Source organism: Pseudomonas sp. TSRC2-2 (assembly GCF_049897785.1).
Lineage (GTDB): Bacteria > Pseudomonadota > Gammaproteobacteria > Pseudomonadales > Pseudomonadaceae > Aquipseudomonas.
Window position 1 is genome coordinate 77,656 of record NZ_JAFCWZ010000003.1, and the last position, 19,463, is coordinate 97,118.

The 19,463-nt window shown below is 58.7% G+C and carries 21 protein-coding genes; 12 read left to right on the forward strand and 9 right to left on the reverse strand.

Features of this window, described 5'->3' with window-relative positions; genetic code table 11:
- The first annotated feature begins 67 nt into the window (after window positions 1-67).
- Window positions 68-742: a RadC family protein gene (gene radC / locus ACP7D9_RS06325; protein ID WP_312999792.1), complete on the forward strand. Its 675-nt coding sequence runs from the start codon at window positions 68-70 to the stop codon at window positions 740-742.
- Window positions 743-819: 77 nt separating this feature from the next.
- Here radC and ACP7D9_RS06330 read toward each other — a convergent pair whose 3' ends face one another.
- A complete protein-coding gene (locus ACP7D9_RS06330) occupies window positions 820-2,409 on the reverse strand; it encodes an ABC transporter substrate-binding protein (protein ID WP_426156264.1) in 1,590 nt (529 codons plus the stop codon).
- Between the two features lie 446 nt (window positions 2,410-2,855).
- On the opposite strand from ACP7D9_RS06330, the gene rpmB reads away from it, so the two are divergent.
- Together rpmB and rpmG are read left to right on the forward strand one after the other, a co-directional pair.
- Complete coding sequence (rpmB, locus tag ACP7D9_RS06335) at window positions 2,856-3,089, forward strand: 50S ribosomal protein L28 (protein ID WP_007920377.1); 234 nt, start codon at window positions 2,856-2,858, stop codon at window positions 3,087-3,089.
- A gap of 11 nt (window positions 3,090-3,100) precedes the next feature.
- Window positions 3,101-3,256: a 50S ribosomal protein L33 gene (rpmG, locus tag ACP7D9_RS06340; RefSeq protein ID WP_016772554.1), complete on the forward strand. Its 156-nt coding sequence runs from the start codon at window positions 3,101-3,103 to the stop codon at window positions 3,254-3,256.
- An 84-nt stretch (window positions 3,257-3,340) separates the two neighbouring features.
- Here rpmG and ACP7D9_RS06345 read toward each other — a convergent pair whose 3' ends face one another.
- Together ACP7D9_RS06345 and ACP7D9_RS06350 are read right to left on the reverse strand one after the other, a co-directional pair.
- Complete coding sequence (locus ACP7D9_RS06345; RefSeq protein WP_426156266.1) at window positions 3,341-3,616, reverse strand: peptidase inhibitor; 276 nt, start codon at window positions 3,614-3,616, stop codon at window positions 3,341-3,343.
- A gap of 168 nt (window positions 3,617-3,784) precedes the next feature.
- The gene (locus ACP7D9_RS06350) at window positions 3,785-4,147 is read right to left on the reverse strand and encodes a cupin domain-containing protein (protein WP_101161619.1); all 363 of its coding nucleotides are present in this window, start codon (window positions 4,145-4,147) and stop codon (window positions 3,785-3,787) included.
- 236 nt (window positions 4,148-4,383) lie between these two features.
- Between ACP7D9_RS06350 and ACP7D9_RS06355 the strand changes: the two genes are divergently transcribed.
- Together ACP7D9_RS06355 and ACP7D9_RS06360 are read left to right on the forward strand one after the other, a co-directional pair.
- On the forward strand, window positions 4,384-5,877 hold the full coding sequence (locus tag ACP7D9_RS06355) for an aldehyde dehydrogenase (RefSeq protein WP_426156268.1): 1,494 nt from the start codon (window positions 4,384-4,386) through the stop codon (window positions 5,875-5,877).
- A gap of 186 nt (window positions 5,878-6,063) precedes the next feature.
- Window positions 6,064-7,206: an MFS transporter gene (locus tag ACP7D9_RS06360; protein WP_426156270.1), complete on the forward strand. Its 1,143-nt coding sequence runs from the start codon at window positions 6,064-6,066 to the stop codon at window positions 7,204-7,206.
- Between the two features lie 88 nt (window positions 7,207-7,294).
- On the opposite strand, the gene ACP7D9_RS06365 is transcribed toward ACP7D9_RS06360, so the two are convergent.
- Both ACP7D9_RS06365 and ACP7D9_RS06370 read right to left on the reverse strand, forming a co-directional pair.
- The gene (locus tag ACP7D9_RS06365; RefSeq protein WP_312999787.1) at window positions 7,295-8,863 is read right to left on the reverse strand and encodes a phospholipase D family protein; all 1,569 of its coding nucleotides are present in this window, start codon (window positions 8,861-8,863) and stop codon (window positions 7,295-7,297) included.
- A 61-nt stretch (window positions 8,864-8,924) separates the two neighbouring features.
- Complete coding sequence (locus ACP7D9_RS06370) at window positions 8,925-10,346, reverse strand: PLP-dependent aminotransferase family protein (protein ID WP_101161611.1); 1,422 nt, start codon at window positions 10,344-10,346, stop codon at window positions 8,925-8,927.
- Between the two features lie 175 nt (window positions 10,347-10,521).
- Here ACP7D9_RS06370 and ACP7D9_RS06375 point away from each other — a divergent pair, with 175 nt between their 5' ends.
- Entirely contained in the window at window positions 10,522-10,764 is a 243-nt protein-coding gene (locus tag ACP7D9_RS06375; RefSeq protein ID WP_312999786.1) for a DUF1127 domain-containing protein, read from the forward strand.
- Window positions 10,765-10,811: 47 nt separating this feature from the next.
- Here ACP7D9_RS06375 and ACP7D9_RS06380 read toward each other — a convergent pair whose 3' ends face one another.
- Window positions 10,812-12,122, reverse strand: coding sequence for an NAD(P)/FAD-dependent oxidoreductase (locus tag ACP7D9_RS06380; RefSeq protein WP_426156273.1), 1,311 nt, complete (start codon window positions 12,120-12,122; stop codon window positions 10,812-10,814).
- Window positions 12,123-12,268: 146 nt separating this feature from the next.
- On the opposite strand from ACP7D9_RS06380, the gene ACP7D9_RS06385 reads away from it, so the two are divergent.
- A complete protein-coding gene (locus ACP7D9_RS06385; protein ID WP_426156275.1) occupies window positions 12,269-12,622 on the forward strand; it encodes a YkgJ family cysteine cluster protein in 354 nt (117 codons plus the stop codon).
- Between the two features lie 84 nt (window positions 12,623-12,706).
- Here the strand turns inward: ACP7D9_RS06385 and ACP7D9_RS06390 are convergent, their stop codons facing one another.
- Window positions 12,707-13,195, reverse strand: coding sequence for an Lrp/AsnC ligand binding domain-containing protein (locus tag ACP7D9_RS06390; RefSeq protein WP_010465173.1), 489 nt, complete (start codon window positions 13,193-13,195; stop codon window positions 12,707-12,709).
- A gap of 153 nt (window positions 13,196-13,348) precedes the next feature.
- Here ACP7D9_RS06390 and dadA point away from each other — a divergent pair, with 153 nt between their 5' ends.
- The 5 genes from dadA to ACP7D9_RS06415 all read left to right on the forward strand — a co-directional run bounded on the left by dadA (window position 13,349) and on the right by ACP7D9_RS06415 (window position 17,377).
- Window positions 13,349-14,653 carry a D-amino acid dehydrogenase gene (gene dadA, locus ACP7D9_RS06395; protein WP_071172120.1) on the forward strand — a complete coding sequence of 435 codons (1,305 nt, stop codon included), beginning with the start codon at window positions 13,349-13,351 and terminating at the stop codon, window positions 14,651-14,653.
- Complete coding sequence (locus ACP7D9_RS06400; RefSeq protein WP_101161604.1) at window positions 14,625-14,978, forward strand: RidA family protein; 354 nt, start codon at window positions 14,625-14,627, stop codon at window positions 14,976-14,978. Before dadA ends, ACP7D9_RS06400 begins: the two co-directional genes overlap by 29 nt.
- A gap of 93 nt (window positions 14,979-15,071) precedes the next feature.
- A complete protein-coding gene (alr, locus tag ACP7D9_RS06405) occupies window positions 15,072-16,145 on the forward strand; it encodes an alanine racemase (RefSeq protein WP_426156278.1) in 1,074 nt (357 codons plus the stop codon).
- 88 nt (window positions 16,146-16,233) lie between these two features.
- Window positions 16,234-16,782, forward strand: coding sequence for a cupin domain-containing protein (locus ACP7D9_RS06410; RefSeq protein WP_016772566.1), 549 nt, complete (start codon window positions 16,234-16,236; stop codon window positions 16,780-16,782).
- A 181-nt stretch (window positions 16,783-16,963) separates the two neighbouring features.
- Window positions 16,964-17,377 (forward strand): c-type cytochrome, encoded by a 414-nt coding sequence (locus ACP7D9_RS06415; protein ID WP_039757383.1) that lies wholly within the window; start codon window positions 16,964-16,966, stop codon window positions 17,375-17,377.
- 269 nt (window positions 17,378-17,646) lie between these two features.
- Here ACP7D9_RS06415 and ACP7D9_RS06420 read toward each other — a convergent pair whose 3' ends face one another.
- Complete coding sequence (locus tag ACP7D9_RS06420; protein WP_426156280.1) at window positions 17,647-18,516, reverse strand: hypothetical protein; 870 nt, start codon at window positions 18,514-18,516, stop codon at window positions 17,647-17,649.
- A 14-nt stretch (window positions 18,517-18,530) separates the two neighbouring features.
- Complete coding sequence (locus tag ACP7D9_RS06425; RefSeq protein WP_426156281.1) at window positions 18,531-19,463, reverse strand: hypothetical protein; 933 nt, start codon at window positions 19,461-19,463, stop codon at window positions 18,531-18,533.

Consider the following 19,463-nt stretch of genomic DNA (forward strand, 5'->3'; position numbering starts at 1 on the left):
AAAAAGATGGGCTACGATATCACAGCGACCGCTACGGAACAGCGGCGCCCACAGACAGGGAGTGTGTATGAGTATTCGCGATTGGCCGGCGGCGGAACGGCCGCGGGAGAGGTTGTTGGAGCATGGAGCGGGGAGCCTCTCGGACTCTGAGTTACTGGCGATTTTTCTGCGCACCGGATTGCCCGGGAAAAGCGCTGTGGACCTCGCCAGACATCTGCTGACTCAATTCGGCAGCCTGCGTTTACTGCTCGAGGCCGATCAGGACGCATTCAGCAAACAAATGGGCCTCGGCCCTGCCAAATTCGCCCAACTGCAAGCCGCTCAGGAAATGAGCAAGCGCCATCTGGCCGAACGCTCACGGCAGAAACCGGCACTGGAAAACCCTCAAGTCGTTCGCGACTACCTCAAGGCGATGCTGCGGCATGAGCCGCACGAGGTGTTCGGCTGTCTGTTTCTCGATTCGAAACATCAGGTGCTGAATTTCGAGGCGCTGTTTCGCGGCTCGATCGACAACACCAGCGTGCATCCCCGAGAAGTGGTGAAACGCGCGCTGGCCAATAACGCAGCGGCGGTGATCCTTTGCCATAACCATCCGTCCGGCAACACCGATCCGAGTCAGGCGGATCGGCTGCTGACCAAGCGCCTGCGGCAGGCCCTGGAGTTGATTGACGTGCGGGTGCTTGATCACTTCATCGTCGGCGATGGCGAACCGCTGTCGATGGCGGAGTGTGGCTGGATGTAAAGGGACAGCGGCAAGTATCGAGCTACAAGCGGCAAGCCAGAGCCGTGCGCGGTCGGCTCTAGCTTGAGGCTTGCCGCCTAGGGCTTGAGGCTGATTCTGGAATAGTCTTGCCGACCGAACGGGCTCACCGAATAGCCTTTGATGTCGTTGCGCGTCAGCGCATACGCCGTCGGGTGCGCCAGCGGCAGCCATAATGCCTGCTGCTGAATCTGCGCCTGTGCCTGTTCATACAGCTTGGTACGTACGCCTTGTTCGCTGGTGGTCTTGCCGGCGCTGATCAGCTTGTCCAGATCGGCATTGCAGTACCGCGCGAAGTTGGTGCCGGATTTGACCGCCGCGCAGGAAAATTGCGGGGTGAGGAAATTGTCCGGGTCGCCATTGTCGCCGGCCCAGCCCATGAACAGCAGGTCATGCTCACCGGCCTTGGCGCGACGAATCAGTTCGCCCCATTCGATCACGCGGATCTCGGCCTGAATGCCGATCTCGGCCAGATCCGACTGCAGCATTTGCGCGCCGAGGCTCGGGTTCGGGTTGAGCAGGCTACCCGATGGACGCGTCCAGATCGTGGTCTGAAAGCCGTCCTTCAATCCGGCCTTGGCCAGCAGCGCCTTGGCTTTGGCCACGTCGTGCGGATAGCCCGGCAGGTTCTTCGCGTAGCTCCAGGTGTTCGGCGGGTACGGGCCGTTGGCAGCCTCGGCGGTGTCTTCGAACACGGCTTTGATGTAGTTGGTCTTGTCGAAGGCAAGGTTGATCGCCTGGCGCACTTCCGGCTTGTCCAGTGGTGGATGCTGACTGTTGATGCCCACGAATGCGGTCATGAACGCGTCAGTCTTTTCGACTTTCAGTGTCGGTTCTTTCAGCGCGGCCTGTACGTCGAGTGGTTTCGGCGACAGGGCGATCTGGCATTCATTGCGCCGCAGTTTTTGCAGGCGCACGTTGGCGTCTGGCGTGATAGCGAAGATCAGCGGGTCGACGGCAGGCTTGCCATGGAAATAGTCGGGATTGGCCTTGTAGCGGATCGCCGCGTCCTTTTGGAAACGATTGAACACGAACGGCCCAGTGCCGATCGGCTGGCTGTTGAGCTTTTCGGTAGCGCCAGCCTTCATCAGTTTGTCGGCGTATTCGGCGGAGTAGATTGAGGCGAAACCCATGCTCAGGGTCGCGAGGAAGGTCGAGTCCGGATGATCAAGTGTGAAACGCACAGTAAGCGGGTCGAGGGCGTCGATCTTCTTGATCAGGCTCGGCAGCTGCATCGATTGCGCATGCGGGAAGCCGCTCTGGGCGACTTTGTGCCACGGATTGGCCGGGTCGAGCATGCGGTCGAAGCTGAATTTGACGTCTTCAGCACTCAGCTCGCGGCTCGGCTTGAAATAATCGGTGGTATGAAACTTCACCTGCGGGTGCAGTTTGAACACGTACGTCAGACCATCAGTGCTGACTTCCCAGCTATCGGCCAGGCTCGGGATGACCTTGCCGCTGGCGGTGTCGAAATCCACCAGACGGTTCATCAGCACATCGGCCGAGGCATTAGTGGTCGTCAGCGAGTTGTACTGCACCACGTCGAACCCTTCAGGGCTGGCCTCGGTACACACGCTCAGCGCGGCGGCCTGGGCGAGGGGGCTCAGCAGGAGCGGGACGAGCAACAGGGGTAGGGCAGCGAGGCGCATGGTCGGTTTCCTTTACAGATCGAAGGCCCATCTGCAAGTGCAGTCTGGAAAAGTCCTACCCTAGAGCTCTGAATTGCAAATGACTATCCCATTTTTGCATTTTCAGGCGCAGTCTTGTTCGGTTTCGAGCACCGCTGGCGAGATGAAAAGTCTGAAAGGCCTGTAGGGTCGGATTTCTGCGACGAGTGGTCAAAACCGGCCGCAGCCTTTGCCCAAGGCGTCTGCGACGGAAAAAATCGCCCTTTTGCCGATTGATTGCACACCGATTGTTGTTGCACCCCAGTCTTTCTGGTATAAAGCAGCGCTCTTTTCTAGGGGCCCGGTTCCTTCACTGTAGGTGTAGCCGGTAAGACCTCTAAAGAAACGCGGCGCCTGGCGCCAAATGACTGAGAGATTAAGCGGCCAACCCATGCCGGGTTGGGCATGTGGTTTTAGAGGGCTGAGGCATGTCGAGAGTATGTCAAGTTACCGGTAAGGGTCCGGTGACTGGGAATAACATTTCCCACGCAAACAACAAAACCCGTCGTCGTTTCCTGCCGAACCTGCAGCATCACCGCTTCTGGGTTGAAGAAGAGAAACGTTTTGTGCGTCTGCGCGTATCTGCCAAAGGCATGCGTATCATCGACAAGCGTGGCATCACTGTCGTGCTCGCCGAACTTCGCCGCGATGGCAAGATTTAAGGGAGCTAATCATGCGTGAATTGATTCGTTTGATCTCGAGCGCCGGTACTGGTCACTTCTACACTACCGACAAGAACAAGCGTACTACTCCGGACAAAATCGAGATCAAGAAATATGATCCGGTTGTTCGCAAGCACGTGATGTACAAGGAAGGCAAAATCAAGTAATTGATTTTTCCTGACTTACGAAAAAGGCCCGTATCTTACGATACGGGCCTTTTTTGTTGTCCGTGTCTGGACAGTGCTCACAGGTCAGCCGCAATCCAGATGAGTGATTTTCAGATCCAGATCGGTCTGGATGCGCAAGCGATTGTTCTGGTGCTGGCGATCAAGCGAGTTGACCACCACGCTGGTGGCGCGCGCCTGCTTGCGAACCTCTTCTTTGACGGCAAACGTCAGAAACTGGCCTATAAATTCCTGCGCCCAGCGTGTGTTGCAACGCTGAGGTGCCGGTTCGCCCTGGGCTGATGCCTGCGCGGCGAGCAGCAGCACGCCGGTCAGGATGCCGGTTTTCAGATACTTGATCATTGGAGTCGCTTCCTTGTGATTGATGCTGTCGAGTCTCTTTGTTCGAGACCGGTTGCAGCATCCGGCACAATCCACGACGACGTGCAGTAGTTATTTATATCGTTAAGGATCCGGGTCGACAAAAGGCGTTGCGCCTGTCTGGTAGCTATCGTCACCGCCTGTGTCAAATCAGGCCTTTTGTTCAAAAATCACATAAATCTTGCGGCAAGCCTCCAGCACTTCCCAGGTCCCGCGAAACCCAGCCGGAATCACGAAGCGATCGCCCACCCGTAAGGTCTTGGCATTGCCATCGCTGTCACGCAATACCGAAACCCCCTGCAGAATCTCGCAGTATTCATGCTCGGTGTAATTCACCGTCCACTGACCTACTGCGCCTTCCCACACGCCAACGCCCATCTGTCCGCAAGGGCTGTCGTATTGATGAAACACCGCCTGCTCAGGGTCACCTTTGAGCACTTTCGCAGGGTCCGGGCGATAGCGCTCGGCTTCGCTGCTGGCGAGGCTGATGTCGACGACGTTCTGGATGTTCATTGTTGTTTTCTCCGCTAATGACGGCGCGTTGGCTGGAATGGCCCAAAGTCTATGTTTATTAAAATGAACACCGCAAGGCCGTATGGCCAGCTTATGTCAAATATATTGAAACAAACCCGGTCGCTGGTTTAGGGTGGCGGGTGCCTCGGGCCGAAAGTGCAGGCTGGCCGGGCAGAATTCTTGAACAGCGCCGCAGTGCTTGCGGTGCTCGTATTCAATAAGAGGAGGACACCCGAATGACCACCCTGACTCGTGCCGACTGGGAACAACGCGCCCGCGATCTGAAAATCGAAGGCCGCGCCTTCCTGAACGGCGAATACACCGACGCCGTCTCCGGTGAAACTTTCGAATGCATCAGCCCGGTCGATGGCCGTCTGCTCGGCAAGATTGCCAGCTGTGATGCCGCCGATGCTGACCGTGCCGTCGAAAACGCCCGTGCTACGTTCAATTCCGGTGTCTGGTCGCGCCTGGCGCCGACCAAGCGCAAAGCCACCATGATCCGCTTCGCCAGCCTGCTCAAGCAGCATGCCGAAGAGCTGGCGCTGCTGGAAACCCTCGACATGGGCAAGCCGATCAGCGATTCGCTGTACATCGACGTGCCGGGCGCGGCGCAGGCTTTGAGCTGGAGCGGTGAAGCGATCGACAAGATCTACGACGAAGTCGCCGCGACCCCCCATGACCAGTTGGGTCTGGTGACTCGTGAGCCCGTTGGGGTGGTCGGCGCTATCGTGCCGTGGAACTTCCCGTTGATGATGGCCTGCTGGAAACTCGGCCCGGCGCTGTCGACCGGTAACTCGGTGATCCTCAAACCGTCGGAAAAATCGCCGCTGACGGCCATCCGCATTGCTGCGCTGGCCGTTGAAGCCGGGATTCCGAAAGGCGTTCTCAACGTGCTGCCGGGCTACGGCCACACTGTCGGCAAGGCGCTGGGTCTGCACAATGATGTCGATACGCTGGTGTTTACCGGTTCGACCAAGATTGCCAAGCAGTTGATGGTCTACGCCGGCGAATCGAATATGAAGCGCGTCTGGCTGGAAGCTGGCGGCAAGAGCCCGAACATCGTTTTCGCCGATGCGCCAGACCTGCAGGCCGCCGCCGAATCCGCCGCCAGCGCCATTGCCTTCAACCAGGGCGAAGTCTGCACCGCCGGTTCGCGTCTGCTGGTCGAGCGTTCGATCAAGGACAAATTCCTGCCGATGGTGATCGAGGCGCTGAAGACCTGGAAGCCAGGCAACCCGCTGGACCCGGCGACCAACGTTGGCGCACTGGTCGATACCCAGCAGATGAACACCGTGCTGTCGTATATCGAATCCGGCCACAGCGACGGGGCCAAACTGGTCGCGGGCGGCAAGCGCATCCTCCAGGAAACCGGCGGCACTTACGTTGAGCCAACCATTTTCGATGGCGTGAGCAATGCGATGAAGATCGCTCAGGAAGAAATTTTCGGCCCGGTGTTGTCGGTGATCGCTTTCGATACTGCCGAAGAAGCCATTCAGATCGCCAACGACACGCCATACGGTTTGGCCGCAGCGGTGTGGACCCAGGACATCTCCAAGGCGCATCTGACCGCCAAGGCCCTGCGCGCCGGCAGCGTGTGGGTCAACCAGTACGATGGCGGCGACATGACCGCCCCGTTCGGTGGCTTCAAACAGTCGGGCAACGGTCGCGACAAATCGCTGCATGCGTTCGACAAGTACACCGAACTGAAGGCGACGTGGATCAAGCTGTAAGCTGATCAGGGAGTCTGGTTGGCTCAGGCTCCCGAACCATACAGAGATCCCCTGTGGGAGCGGGCTTGCTCGCGAAGGCGGTGTATCAGTCAGCAGACCTGCTGGATGTGAAACCGTATTCGCGAGCAAGCCCGCTCCCACACTGGTTTTGTGGTGCACATAAAACAATCCACAGGAGCGTGGAACATGCGGTGGGCGACGTATTTCGCCGTGTTGGCATCAGTCTTGAGTGTTGGTCTGGCTCTGGGAGTCAGCATGCCGCTGGTGTCTTTGCGTCTGGAAGGCTGGGGCTACGGCCCATTTGCTATCGGCGTGATGGCAGCCATGCCAGCAATCGGCGTGCTGCTGGGGGCGAAGATTTCCAGCCACCTCGCCGCGTATTTAGGTACGGCGAACCTGATGCGGCTGTGCCTGTGGGCCGGGGCCTTGTCGATCGGTTTGCTGGCGCTGCTGCCGAGCTATCCGATCTGGCTGCTGCTGCGGCTGCTGATCGGGGTGATCCTGACCATCGTGTTCATTCTCGGCGAGAGCTGGATCAACCAACTGGTGGTCGAGCAGTGGCGTGGGCGTCTGGTGGCGCTGTATGGCAGCAGCTATGCGTTGAGTCAACTGTCTGGCCCGTTGCTGCTCGGGGCGCTTGGCACCGAGCATGATTACGGTTTTTGGGTCGGGGTCGGTCTGCTGACGCTATCGCCTTTCCTGCTGTTGGGCCGTAGCGGCGCGCCGAGCAGTGAGGCCAACAGCGTGACCTTTGGCGATCTGTGGGGCTTTGCCCGCGAGTTGCCGGCGATTGCCTGGGCGGTGTCGTTGTTCGCCGCGTTCGAGGCGATGATCCTGACGCTGCTGCCGGTGTATTGCCTGCAACAGGGGTTCACCGCCGAAATCGCTCTGGCCATGGTCAGCACCGTGGTGGTCGGCGATGCGCTGCTGCAATTGCCGATTGGCGCGTTGGCTGATTATCTGTCGCGGCGCACGCTGTTCGCCGGGTGCGCGGTGATGTTGATGCTGTCGAGCCTGGCCATTCCGCTGTTGCTCGACACGCTGCTGATCTGGCCGTTGTGGATGCTGTTCGGCGCCAGTGCCGGCGGCTTGTTTACCTTGTCACTGATTCTGATTGGCGAGCGTTATCGAGATGATGCGCTGGTGCGTGCCAATGCGCATATCGCCCAGTTGTGGGGGGTCGGCTGTCTGGTCGGGCCACTGGCGGCGGGGGCGGGCAGTCAGTGGATCAACGGGCATGCATTGCCGCTGTTGATGGCGGCCGGGGCTTTTGGCTTGGTGCTTTTGTTGTTGCGCCAGGGTGCCTTTGGCACAACGCAGACTGCTTGAGAGCAAAAGATCGCAGCCTTCGGCAGCTCCTGCAGTAGGAATGCATATCCCCTGCAGGAGCTGCCGAAGGCTGCGATCTTTTTGCTTTTTACAGCATCCGCTCCAGGCCTACGCTGGTGCTGAACCACGAGTTGAAGCGCCGCCACCAGCTCCCCGGTTCCTTGGTCAGCGTGTGCATCTGGCCGTTGTCTTCGGTGACCCAGACGACCTGGCCGTCCTCCAGTTTCGCCTGATAACTCAGGGTCGGCGCCATGCCTTGCAGCGCCAGTGCGCGCACGTGCTCGGCCAGTTCCGGGCTGTCGACCAGCACGCCGACCTCGGTGTTCCACAGCACCGAGCGCGGGTCAAAATTGAACGAGCCGATAAACGATTTGCGCCGGTCGAAGATCATCGCCTTGCTGTGCAGGCTGGAATCCGAACCGCGAAACGACTTGCTATAGAACACCCGCGGGCCGCTGCCATAGTTATCCCCAGGCTGGCGGCGCAGTTCATAGAGTTTCACCCCGTGTTCAAGCAGCGCCTTGCGATAGGGCGCGTAACCGCCGTGCACCGCCGGCACGTCGGTGGCCTCCAGCGAATTGGTCAGCAGGTTCACGGAGACCCCGGCATCGGCGCGCCCGGTCAGGTAGACCAGCCCCGGCTGACCGGGCACGAAGTACGCGGAAATCATGATCAGCTCTTTGCTGACACCGGTCAGTTCCGGCGCCAGTTGCGTGGTCAGCAGCAGGTGGGGATCAGGCTCGCCTTTGGACAGCACCTTGCTCGGCGCATCCCACAAGGCCTGATTCCACGCCCAGATCAGCTCTTTGCGCCAGATGTCCATGCGCGGATCGGTGGTGAATTTCATCAGCTGCTGATACAGCGCGTGGTTCTGCTTGCGGGTTTCTTCCAGCGACTCTTCCAGGCGCGTGCGGGTGTTTTGCAGGTCGGCGGCGGTCGGTTGGCTGGAGAGAAATTCCTCGATCGGCTTGCTCAGCGCGCTGTTCCAGTACTGGTCGAAACTGTGTCCTAGCTGCTCGGCGACCGGGCCGATGCTGAGCATGTCGATGTCGGTGAAATTCAGATTGGGTTCGGCGTCGAAATATTCATCGCCCAGATTGCGCCCGCCGACGATGGCAGCGCTGTTGTCCGCCAACCACAGCTTGTTGTGCATGCGCCGGTGCTGCACGGACAGATTGAACAGTCGCCCGGCCGCGCGTGTTACGCCGGTGCTGCGCCCCAGGTGCAATGGATTGAACAGGCGGATCTGAATCTGCGGATGCGCTGCCAGGGTCGCGATGATCTGGTCGAGGCCGTCGCTGGTGGTGTCATCGAGCAGGATGCGCACGCGCACGCCACGGTCGGCCGCCTTGAGCACTTCCTCCACCAGCATCCGTGTGCTGATGCCGTCATGGACGATGTAGTACTGCAAGTCGAGGCTGACCTGAGCATGGCGAATCAGCTCGGCCCGGGCGGTAAAGGCCTCGCCGCTATCGGAGAGCAGGCGAAACCCCGATTGCCCTTGGTAGGGCGCGGCCTGAGCCTGAATTGAACGGCCGAAGCTGGATTGCGACGCCGGCAGGGCCTGGCTCGGTTCGCGCGGTACATCAAGGCTGGCGCAGCCGCTGAGGAACGAGGCGAGTATCAGTAAAGCGAGTAGGGGCTGTCTGAAGCTCACGTAGGATCGTTCCGGTTGGCGGTTGAGGTCGGCATTTTTGACGCCGGGCGCGCAAAAAAGGTCAGTCGGCCTCAGCGAGTAATTTGATTGCCGCAGCGCCGACCTTGCGCACCGCTTCTTCGATCTGCGCTGTTGGCTTGGCAGCGTAGTTCATCCGCAAACAATTGCGGTATTTGCCCGAGGCGGAAAAGATGCTGCCGACGGCAATCTGTACGCCTTGATCGTGCAGCGCACGATTCAGTTTCAGGGTGTCGAAACCCTCCGGCAGTTCCACCCAGAGCATGAAGCTGCCCTGCGGGCGACTGGCGCGAGTGCCGGCCGGGAAATAGCGCGTCACCCAGTCGATCATCGCGTCACGATTGCGTTGGTACTGCATGCGCATGCGCCGCAGGTGCGGCTCGAAATGGCCGGCCTTGATGAACTCGGCAATCGCGATCTGCGGCTGCGGCGCGGTCGATCCGGTGCTGATGTATTTCATGTGCAGCACCCGCTCCAGATATCGGCCGGGCGCCACCCAGCCGATGCGCAGCCCCGGCGCCAGGGTCTTGGAGAACGAGCTGCAGAGCAACACGCGGCCGTCTTCGTCGAAGGATTTGATCGTGCGCGGTCGCGGGTAGGTGTAGGCCAGTTCGCCATACACGTCGTCCTCGATGATGGCCACGTCGAAACGCTGGGCCAGGGTCAGCAAGGCGCGTTTGCGCGATTCGGGCATGACGTAACCGAGGGGGTTGTTGCAGTTGGGAGTGAGCTGAATGGCCTTGATCGGCCACTGTTCCAAGGCCAGTTCCAAGGCGTCGAGGCTGATGCCGGTGAGCGGGTCGGTGGGGATTTCCAGGGCTTTCATGCCCAGGCCTTTGAGGGTCTGCATGGCGCCGTGGAAGCTGGGCGAATCCACCGCGACGATGTCGCCCGGCTCGCAGATCGCGTGGATGCTGGTCGACAGCGCTTCGTGGCAGCCAGTGGTGATCACCAGATCGCTGGGGCTCAACTGACAGCCGGAGTCGAGCATCAGTCGTGCGATCTGTTCGCGCAGTTCGAGGTTGCCATGAATATTGTCGTAATACAGGCCGGGCATGTCCTGCCGGCGGCTGATTCGCGCCAGTCCCCGCAACAGCGGTTTCATCGTTGGCGAGCCAACATCAGGCATGCCGCGCCCCAGTTGCACGACGTCCTTGCGTGGCACGGCGCGAATCAATTCCAGCACCTGGTCCCACTGCGAAATTTCCACTGGCCGCTGCGCCGGGCGGCCGATCGCAGGCAATTCCGGCAGCTCGCGACCGACCGGCACGAAATAGCCGGACTTGGGTTTTGGCGTGGCCAGACCGCTGTCTTCAAGCACGCGATAGGCCTGCTGCACGGTGCTCAGGCTCACGCCGTGTTCGACGCTCAAGGCACGCACCGACGGCAAGCGGTCGCCGGGACGATAAAAGCCTTGCTCGATGCGAGTGCCGAGCAATTCGGCGAGGTTTACATACAGAGTCATGGCGGCCTCGGTGCGTCTTGATGGAAACCAGTACAGATGCGGAAAAAATCATTCATTCAGTGAACCATTCCACGAATCTGTATGGATTTAATACAGCTTCGTTGCGTCTGTAACGGTTTTGCCCGCCCCCGCATCATGGAATCTCTGGCTACCCAAGTAAACAGGAGCAACAAAAATGAACGGCTTGAGCGATGTGCGGCTGACGTTACACAGTCAGGAACTGGCGGCAGGGCAGAAGGACAGCGCGCGCAATCTGCTGCGCAACGCACCGTCCGGCCTGAGTCGCTGGGGTCTGTTCTGGCATCGTCTGCACACGCGCAAGGCGTTGTTGGGATTGACGGCGGAGCAGCTCAAGGATGTCGGGCTGACGCGGGAGCAGGCGCGGGAGGAGGGGTTGAAACCATTTTGGCGGATCTGAATACCACAGATCGTTCCCACGCGGAGCGTGGGAACGATCCTGATTCGTCAGACCAACTCTTTCAGCCGATGCCACAACATCCCCAACGCCAACAACGGCGAGCGCAAATGCTTGCCGCCGGGGAAGGTGATGTGCGGCACCTTGGCGAACAGATCAAAGCCACCGCCCTGTTGCCCGCTGATCGCCTCGGCCAGCAGCTTGCCCGCCAAGTGGGTGGCATTCACGCCGTGCCCGGAATAGGCCTGGGCGTAATACACATTCGGCTGATCGGCGAGCCGGCCAATCTGCGGCAAGCGGTTGGCGCCAATGCCAATCATCCCGCCCCACTGATAATCGATCTTCACCCCAGCGAGTTGCGGAAACACCTCAAGCATCTTCGGCTGCATATACGCGGCGATGTCTTTCGGATCGCGCCCCGAATAATGGCAGGCGCCGCCGAACAACAAGCGTCGATCCGCTGACAGTCGGTAATAATCCAGGGCGACACGCTGGTCGCAGACCGCCATGTTCTGCGGCAGCAGGTCGTGGGCCTGAGCTTCGCTCAACGGCTCGGTGGCGATGACGTAGCTGCCAGCGGGCAAAACCTTGCCGCTCAATTGCGGATTCAGATCGTTGAGATAGGCATTGCAGCCCAGCACCAGGGTCTTCGCCCGCACCGAGCCATGTGCTGTGTACACCTTTACTTCGGGGCCGTAATCGATACGCGTCACTGCCGAACGCTCGAACAACTGCACGCCCAACTGCTGCGCTGCTGCCGCTTCGCCCAGTGCCAGATTCAGCGGGTGCAGATGCCCGGAACCCATGTCGATCAAGCCGCCGACATAGCGCTTGGAACCGACCACCGTGTGCATTTCACTGGCCTGCAACAGGCGGGTTTCGTAGCGGTAACCGAGGCCGCGCAACTCTTCGGCGTCTTCGGCAAAACCGTCGAGATCGGAAGGCTTGTTGGCGAGGTCGCAGTAGCCCCACGTCAAGTCGCAGGCAATGCTGAAACGTTCAACGCGCTGACGCACAATCTCCACGGCTTCAAGGCCCATGAGCTTCATCTCGCGCACGCCATCGGCGCCTATGACATTGGCGAACTGATCGAGGCCGTGACCGACACCGCGAATCAGTTGTCCGCCATTGCGACCGCTGGCGCCCCAGCCGATCCTGTGCGCTTCCAGCAACACCACGCTGAAACCGCGCTCGGCGAGTACCAGCGCGGTATTCAGCCCGGAAAAGCCACCGCCGACCACGCAGACATCCGCCACCACCTCGCCTTGCAGCACGGGATGGTCAGGCTGCGGCAGGCTGCTGGCGGCGTAGTAAGAGGCAACGTGGGGTTGGCTCGCGATGATCTGGGCGCGGGCGGTCATGGGCATCATCCAACGGCTGAGTGTCGAAAAAATTTGACGGAGCATAAGCCGCACGCCCGAACGTGAGCAACATCGGTCGGCCTGCGGTGTCTGGATGCGGGCTTTTGCGGCACAATCATCAGCCCGCCACTGTGGTTACTGTTTCGATGAGCTGCAACAGCCAGAAAATCCGCGCTCTGCGTCAGCAGATCCCCACGTTCGAATGCGTGCCGGGCTGCCACGACTGCTGCGGGCCGGTGACAACTTCGCCAGAGGAGATGGCTCGGCTGCCGCGCAAGACCCGCGCCGAGCAGGATGCCGCGCTGGAAGAACTCAACTGTGTGCACCTGGGGCCCAATGGCTGCACGGTGTATGAAGAGCGGCCATTGATCTGTCGACTCTTCGGTACCACCAAGACCTTGCCGTGCCCGAACGAGCGGCGCCCGATGGAGTTGATACATCCGAAGGTGGAAAAGCAGATCTTCGAGTACATGGCGGCGAACCGGCAGGTGTTGGTGTAAAAGATCGCAGCCTTCGGCAGCTCCTACAGAAACGCGTTGCAATGCAGGGCTGCCGAGGGCGGCGATCTTTTGATCTTCAAAATTTCAATCCGGAATCGGCAGGCACAGGCTCTCTTTCACCTCTTCCATCACGATATAACTCTTCGACTCGCGCACATGCGGCAGCTTCAACAGAATGTCGCCGAGCAATTTGCGATACGAGGCCATCTCGGAAATCCTCGCCTTCACCAGATAGTCGAAATCTCCTGAGACCAAATGACATTCCAGCACATGTGGCAGCTTCAGCACCGCGCGTCTGAATTCTTCGAATGTGTCGCCGGATTTGTAGTCGAGACTGATCTCGACGAACACCAGCAGGCTACCCTTCAAATGCTGCGGATTGAGCCGGGCGTTGTAGCCCATGATGATCCCTTCGCGCTCCAGACGCCGCACGCGCTCGGTGCATGGGGTGGTGGAGAGGCCGACCTTTTCCCCCAGCTCGGTAAACGAAATACGCCCGTCGGCCTGCAGGATTCGCAGGATGTTGCGGTCAATCTTGTCCAGCTCACGTTTGGTCTGGGTGTTGGTACGCATAGGGGATGCGCCTCCGTGAAAAGGGTTTTTGCCGAGAATTGTCGCCAAATATAGGCGCTTATATAGTGAAAAGCACTGGCATTTCTTTTTTACACTGCGCCCATCATTGCTCTAACAAACAGTTCGGCGGAAAGCCGCGATGAGGGATTGAAAATGCGCGTCATGGTCTTGGGTAGCGGCGTCATCGGTACCGCCAGTGCTTACTATCTGGCGCGTGCCGGGTTTGAAGTGGTGGTGGTCGACCGGCAGCCCGCTGCGGCCATGGAGACCAGTTTCGCCAACGCCGGCCAGGTCTCGCCGGGCTATGCCTCGCCGTGGGCCGCGCCGGGCGTGCCGCTCAAGGCGATCAAGTGGCTGCTGCAACGCCACGCGCCATTGGCGATCAAGGCTACCGCCGACATCGATCAGTACCTGTGGATGGCGCAAATGCTGCGCAATTGCACCGCCAGCCGTTACGCGGTTAACAAGGAACGCATGGTGCGTCTGTCCGAGTACAGTCGCGACTGCCTCGACGAATTGCGCGCCGAAACCGGCATTGCCTACGAAGGTCGCAGCCTCGGCACCACGCAGTTGTTCCGCACCCAGGCGCAACTGGATAACGCCGCCAAGGACATCGCTGTGCTGAAAGAGTCCGGCGTGCCGTTTGAGGTTCTTGATCGCGCCGGCATCGCACGCGTCGAACCGGCGCTGGCAGGCGTGACCGACATTCTCGCCGGCGCGCTGCGTCTGCCCAATGACCAGACCGGCGACTGCCAGATCTTCACCACCCGTCTCGCCGAAATGGCGCGCAAGCTCGGCGTGGAATTCCGTTTCGGCCAGGACATCCAGAAACTCGACTACGCTGGTGATCGCATCAACGGCGTTTGGATCGACGGCAAGCTGGAGACCGCTGACCGTTACGTGCTGGCGCTCGGCAGCTACTCGCCACAACTGCTCAAACCGCTGGGTATCAAGGCTCCTGTGTATCCACTCAAGGGCTATTCGCTGACCGTGCCGATCACCAATCCGGATATGGCGCCGACGTCGACCATTCTCGACGAGACCTACAAGGTCGCGATCACCCGTTTCGATAACCGCATCCGCGTCGGCGGCATGGCCGAGATTGCCGGTTTTGACCTGTCGCTGAACCCGCGTCGGCGCGAAACCCTGGAGATGATCGTCAACGACCTTTATCCTCAGGGCGGCAATCTGGCCGAAGCGAGTTTCTGGACCGGCCTGCGTCCGACCACGCCGGACGGTACGCCGATCGTTGGCGCAACACCGTTCAAGAATCTGTTTCTCAATACCGGCCACGGTACGCTCGGCTGGACCATGGCCTGCGGTTCCGGCCGTTTGCTAGCCGACCTGATGGCGAAGAAAAAGCCCCAGATCAGCGCCGAAGGCCTCGATATTTCCCGTTACGGCAACCAGACCCAGGAGTCCGCAAAACATGTCAATCCAGCGCCAGCTCACCAATGAGCGCATGAGCCAGATCGTCAGCCACAATGGCACTGTGTATCTGGCCGGGCAGGTCGGCGACGACTTCGACGCCGGAATTGAACAGCAGACCCGCGACGTACTGGCCAACATCGAACGTCTGCTCGATCTGGCCGGCTCGGACAAGCAGCACCTGTTGTCGGCGACGATCTACCTGAACGACATCCAAGCGCACTTCGCCGGGATGAACGCGGTGTGGGACCAGTGGCTGCCAAAAGGCGCCGCGCCGGCCCGCGCCACCGTCGAAGCGAAAATGGCCAAGCCGAGCATTCTGGTGGAGATCTCCATCGTCGCCGCGCTGCCATAACGTTTTAAAGATCCCTCTCCCGGTGCTGTTGGTGGTCCATACCGTCAGCCAGCGCCGGTTTTTCTTCCCATGACCGCCCAGAAGTCTGCCGCCATGCGTCCTGCCCGTGCCCTGATCGACCTTCAAGCCCTGCGTCACAACTACCGAATAGCCCGCGAAGTCACCGGCGCCAAGGCGCTCGCGGTGATCAAGGCGGACGCTTATGGCCATGGCGCGGTACGTTGCGCCCAGGCGCTGGAAGCCGAGGCGGACGGCTTTGCCGTGGCCTGCATCGAAGAAGCACTGGAGCTGCGCGCTGCCGGGATTCGTGCGCCGGTACTGTTGTTGGAGGGCTTCTTCGAAGCCGACGAGCTGGCGTTGATCGTCGAGCATGATTTCTGGTGCGTGGTGCATTCGCTGTGGCAGCTAGAAGCGATCGAACAGGCAGTCCTGAGCAAACCGATCACGGTGTGGCTCAAGCTCGATTCCGGCATGCACCGCGTCGGCTTGCATCCGAAGGATTACTCATCGGCCTATCAGCGTCTGCTGGCCAGCGGCAAAGTGGCGAAAATCGTGTTGATGAGCCACTTCGCCCGCGCTGATGAACTGCACGCGCAGAGCAGCGCCGAGCAGGTCGCGGTGTTCGAAACGGCACGTCAGGGCCTGGCGGCGGAAGTCAGCCTGCGCAACTCGCCAGCCGTGCTCGGGTGGCCAGACATCAAAAGTGACTGGGTACGTCCGGGCATCATGCTCTACGGCGCGACGCCGTTCGAAGAAGCCAACGCCGTGGCCGAACGTCTGCAACCAGTCATGACCCTCGAATCGAAAGTCATCAGCGTGCGTGAATTGCCGGCCGGCGAACCGATCGGCTATGGCGCCAGATTTATCACCGACAAGCCGATGCGCATCGGCGTGGTCGCCATGGGTTACGCCGACGGCTACCCGCGCCAAGCCCCGACCGGCACACCCGTATTGGTGGCCGGCAAACCCAGCCGCCTGCTGGGGCGTGTGTCGATGGACATGCTCTGCATCGACCTGACCGACGTGCCGGAAGCGGGCCTCGGTTCTACTGTCGAGCTGTGGGGCAAAAATATCCTCGCCAGCGACGTAGCAAAGTGGGCCGAGACTATTCCGTATCAGATCTTCTGCAACCTTCGCCGGGTGCCAAGGCTCTATTGCGAGGGTTGACGCCGCTGCGGGGGGCAAGTGTTGTAAATACTGAACGCTGTCGCCATGATAACGCTCAATATTCTTACAACATCAGGAGGCTCCCACCTTGGACGTCGGTGAACGACTGCAATCGATCCGCAAGCTCAAAGGGCTTTCCCAGCGCGAACTCGCCAAACGCGCGGGCGTCACCAACAGCACCATTTCGATGATCGAAAAGAACAGCGTCAGTCCTTCGATCAGTTCGCTGAGAAAGGTGCTCGGCGGCATTCCCATGTCCATGGTCGAGTTCTTTTCCGAAGAGATCCTGCAAGACCAGCCGACCCAGATCGTCTACAAGGCCAACGAACTGATCGACATTTCCGACGGCGCCGTGACCATGAAGCTGGTCGGCCGCGCGCACCCCAGCCGCGCCATCGCCTTCCTCAACGAAATCTATCCGCCGGGCGCCGATACCGGCGAAGAAATGCTCACCCATGAAGGCGAGGAAACCGGGATTCTGGTGGAGGGGCGGCTCGAGCTAGTGGTAGGGCTGGAAACTTTTATTCTCGAAGCTGGCGACAGCTACTATTTTGAAAGTACCAAGCCGCATCGTTTCCGTAATCCGTTTGACGTTCCGGCGCGACTAATCAGCGCAGCCACGCCGGCGAATTTCTAAGCAAGAGGCGCCAGGCCATTGCGGCGAAGGCACCCGGACCGTTTTACCGATGGGCAACAAGACCCCTTTAACCATGGGGTTGTTTCAGTACAGCGACCTACCCGCTATACTTGCGCCCGCCTGCGAACCGTGGCCGCAGGCGTGAATAGCCACCATTGAGGGTGAACGCGTGAACCTAATTATGAAAATGCTGGCCGCACCAGCAACCGTACTGGCCCTCTGGGCTGTCAGCGCTCAAGCTGCGACGAATGACGATATTGCCAAACGCCTCGAGCCCGTCGGCCAGGTGTGTGTTCAAGGGCAGGAATGCAAAGGCATGGAAGTGGCTGCAACCGCTGGCGGCGGTGGCGGGGCGAAGGCACCTAAAGATGTGATCGCCAAGCACTGCAACGCTTGCCACGGCACAGGCCTGCTGGGCGCGCCGAAAATCGGCGACAAGGCCGCCTGGAAAGAGCGCGCCGATCATCAGGGTGGCCTGGACGGCATCCTTGCCAAGGCCATCACCGGCATCAACGCCATGCCGCCAAAAGGCACCTGCGCCGATTGCTCCGATGAAGAGCTCAAAGGTGCGATCAAAGAGATGTCCGGTCTGTAATCAGCGGCGCCTTCGAAAAAACCGTCTCAGGGCGGTTTTTTTGTGCCCGCAATCTCACGGCATGTTTTTCGTGAGATAGGCACCGGCCGAAATGAGCACCGCTTTGTACACAGCGTAAGCATCGGTATCTTCCGGCACTATTTGCTCGCAACGCCCTCCCGATATCTGCCTCAGATCACATCCCGGGATCGACATGATGAGGGGAGAGTGAGTGGCGGTGATGAATTGCCCAAGGCTTTGAAGCGGTGTTGAACAGCGTCTCCATCGCTTCACCGTGCGACAGGCGACACCCCTCTGAAGATTCTATCGACGGATACCTTCACGCCAATCATGGTTATGCCGAGCCTTATCGAACTCGTACTGGCTATAGTGAAAATTCCGATATAGCCAAGACAGGCAATGAGGCGCTCGCCAAACAGTTCCGGTGTTGCAGTGGCGCTGAATAAAATGACCGATACCGTCCCCGCCGAGATGGCCAGTTCCGGCCAGAAGGACTGTATGGTGCTCTCTTTCTGGTACTTGTAACGCGCTCGTACGGTGTCCTTCAGATAATCGCAACTTTTGGAAAGTTGAATTTTCGCCTCGTGGCTGGATAGTTTGAAAATATCAATGAGCGACCCCTTATATAATTCTTCGTTGGACATTTCTGCTTCATATAGACGTTGGATCAAGGGCTTGGCAAACCTCAACTGCACACACGTTAATAAAACAATAAAAGCGATGGGCAGGAGAAAGTAGACGTTTTGCCTAAGCAGAATATAAGCTGCGGAAAACGCCAAAATGCAGGAGCCGAAAAGGTGGATTGCGTCATGAATGACGGAGGCAATTTTTTCGGCATCTTCCTTTATCATTGTTACGCGAGAGCATAATGGAGGCGGCCGTTCATCATGCACAATGAAGTTGATAAGGATAAAGCGAGATCTCACTTCCATCAGCGTTGCCAAGGAGCTGCCCAGAGTTTGCATTGACAGCTTGGCTAAAAGAACTGCGATAAGAACAATATAAAACTCAGCGCTAATAGCGCCGGCGATGAGAGCAGTCAGGCTTTTGGCGACGACTGATGGTATTAGCAATTGACATACGGCGGCTAAAGTTAGGCAAATTACCGAAAGGACAAAAACGATCAGGTTTTTTCGCACGCATATAAACATAGTCAATGGCCCTCACGCTGTAGCCCGTAACTGCGAATCCGACTACGTCTGTAAGATGCCTCTCTGCTCGAGTAATAGATGGATATCAGTGACATCACCGGACTGAGCACGCGCTCAAGGTAGATGGTTGAGGCAAGAATAGCGCCTATATTCGAATCGCCGGTACTGAGCAGATGTGCCGCAACCAATAATAAAACCACAATCGCTATCAGGTAACATGAGCTTGAAATTGATTCGAAAGTCGATGCTTTGAGGTTTGAACGAAAAGCGAGGCGTTCGATGTTTTTTATACTGAGCTTGACCCTGTCGGTATAGGGTGTTGAATTGTATAAATGCTCGCAGATGGTGCCAACCGTTACGGTATTCTCTTGAACATAATCAGCAAAAAGTGAACTGCTGTTTCTTCGAGTTAGAACATATGTTGCAGTGGCATAAAGGAGGCCGCTAAGCGGCGCGAGTGCCAGAAGTGGATGGTAGTGGGCAGTCACCCAGAGCGCAGCGATGATGATGCAGCAGTTCAGTGATACATCAAAATAAATTGAATGATATAGATACATCGAGCCATCAACGTCGCCATCGATCAGTTCGATCTGCTCGCCTGGTTTTTGCGTGTGCTCGACATGTCTGTCTAGCAAGTGAGTCAGTATCATTTTTTTCAAGGTATACCTTGTGCTCGCAATGGTCCTCTGCAAGTAGATATTGGCTGTCAGTTTTAGGGGTGGAGTGGCGATAATGAACAGCGAGGCGCTGGCGAGCGTATATAAATACAAGTTGTCGCCGGCAAGATAAGAATTAACTGCGTTGCCGATAAGATAAGGTGATGCGCTCGTAAGGATCGAAATGCCCAGGCCGAAGCAGCAAAGTACCAGATTTTTTTCATTGGGGTCTCTGCTTCGGATATTAACGGTTAATTTTTCTGAAGAGCATTTGATCAT

Coding starts and splice junctions, on each gene's coding strand:
- radC (WP_312999792.1), top strand. CDS start 68: ATGAGTATTCGCGATTGGCCGGCGGCGGAACGGCCGCGGGAGAGGTTG.
- ACP7D9_RS06425 (WP_426156281.1), bottom strand. CDS start 19,463: ATGATCAAATGCTCTTCAGAAAAATTAACCGTTAATATCCGAAGCAGA.
- ACP7D9_RS06350 (WP_101161619.1), bottom strand. CDS start 4,147: ATGAACATCCAGAACGTCGTCGACATCAGCCTCGCCAGCAGCGAAGCC.
- ACP7D9_RS06345 (WP_426156266.1), bottom strand. CDS start 3,616: ATGATCAAGTATCTGAAAACCGGCATCCTGACCGGCGTGCTGCTGCTC.
- ACP7D9_RS06330 (WP_426156264.1), bottom strand. CDS start 2,409: ATGCGCCTCGCTGCCCTACCCCTGTTGCTCGTCCCGCTCCTGCTGAGC.
- ACP7D9_RS06415 (WP_039757383.1), top strand. CDS start 16,964: ATGAAAATGCTGGCCGCACCAGCAACCGTACTGGCCCTCTGGGCTGTC.
- ACP7D9_RS06400 (WP_101161604.1), top strand. CDS start 14,625: ATGTCAATCCAGCGCCAGCTCACCAATGAGCGCATGAGCCAGATCGTC.
- ACP7D9_RS06390 (WP_010465173.1), bottom strand. CDS start 13,195: ATGCGTACCAACACCCAGACCAAACGTGAGCTGGACAAGATTGACCGC.
- ACP7D9_RS06380 (WP_426156273.1), bottom strand. CDS start 12,122: ATGACCGCCCGCGCCCAGATCATCGCGAGCCAACCCCACGTTGCCTCT.
- ACP7D9_RS06375 (WP_312999786.1), top strand. CDS start 10,522: ATGAACGGCTTGAGCGATGTGCGGCTGACGTTACACAGTCAGGAACTG.
- alr (WP_426156278.1), top strand. CDS start 15,072: ATGCGTCCTGCCCGTGCCCTGATCGACCTTCAAGCCCTGCGTCACAAC.
- ACP7D9_RS06385 (WP_426156275.1), top strand. CDS start 12,269: ATGAGCTGCAACAGCCAGAAAATCCGCGCTCTGCGTCAGCAGATCCCC.
- rpmG (WP_016772554.1), top strand. CDS start 3,101: ATGCGTGAATTGATTCGTTTGATCTCGAGCGCCGGTACTGGTCACTTC.
- rpmB (WP_007920377.1), top strand. CDS start 2,856: ATGTCGAGAGTATGTCAAGTTACCGGTAAGGGTCCGGTGACTGGGAAT.
- ACP7D9_RS06360 (WP_426156270.1), top strand. CDS start 6,064: ATGCGGTGGGCGACGTATTTCGCCGTGTTGGCATCAGTCTTGAGTGTT.
- ACP7D9_RS06370 (WP_101161611.1), bottom strand. CDS start 10,346: ATGACTCTGTATGTAAACCTCGCCGAATTGCTCGGCACTCGCATCGAG.
- ACP7D9_RS06355 (WP_426156268.1), top strand. CDS start 4,384: ATGACCACCCTGACTCGTGCCGACTGGGAACAACGCGCCCGCGATCTG.
- dadA (WP_071172120.1), top strand. CDS start 13,349: ATGCGCGTCATGGTCTTGGGTAGCGGCGTCATCGGTACCGCCAGTGCT.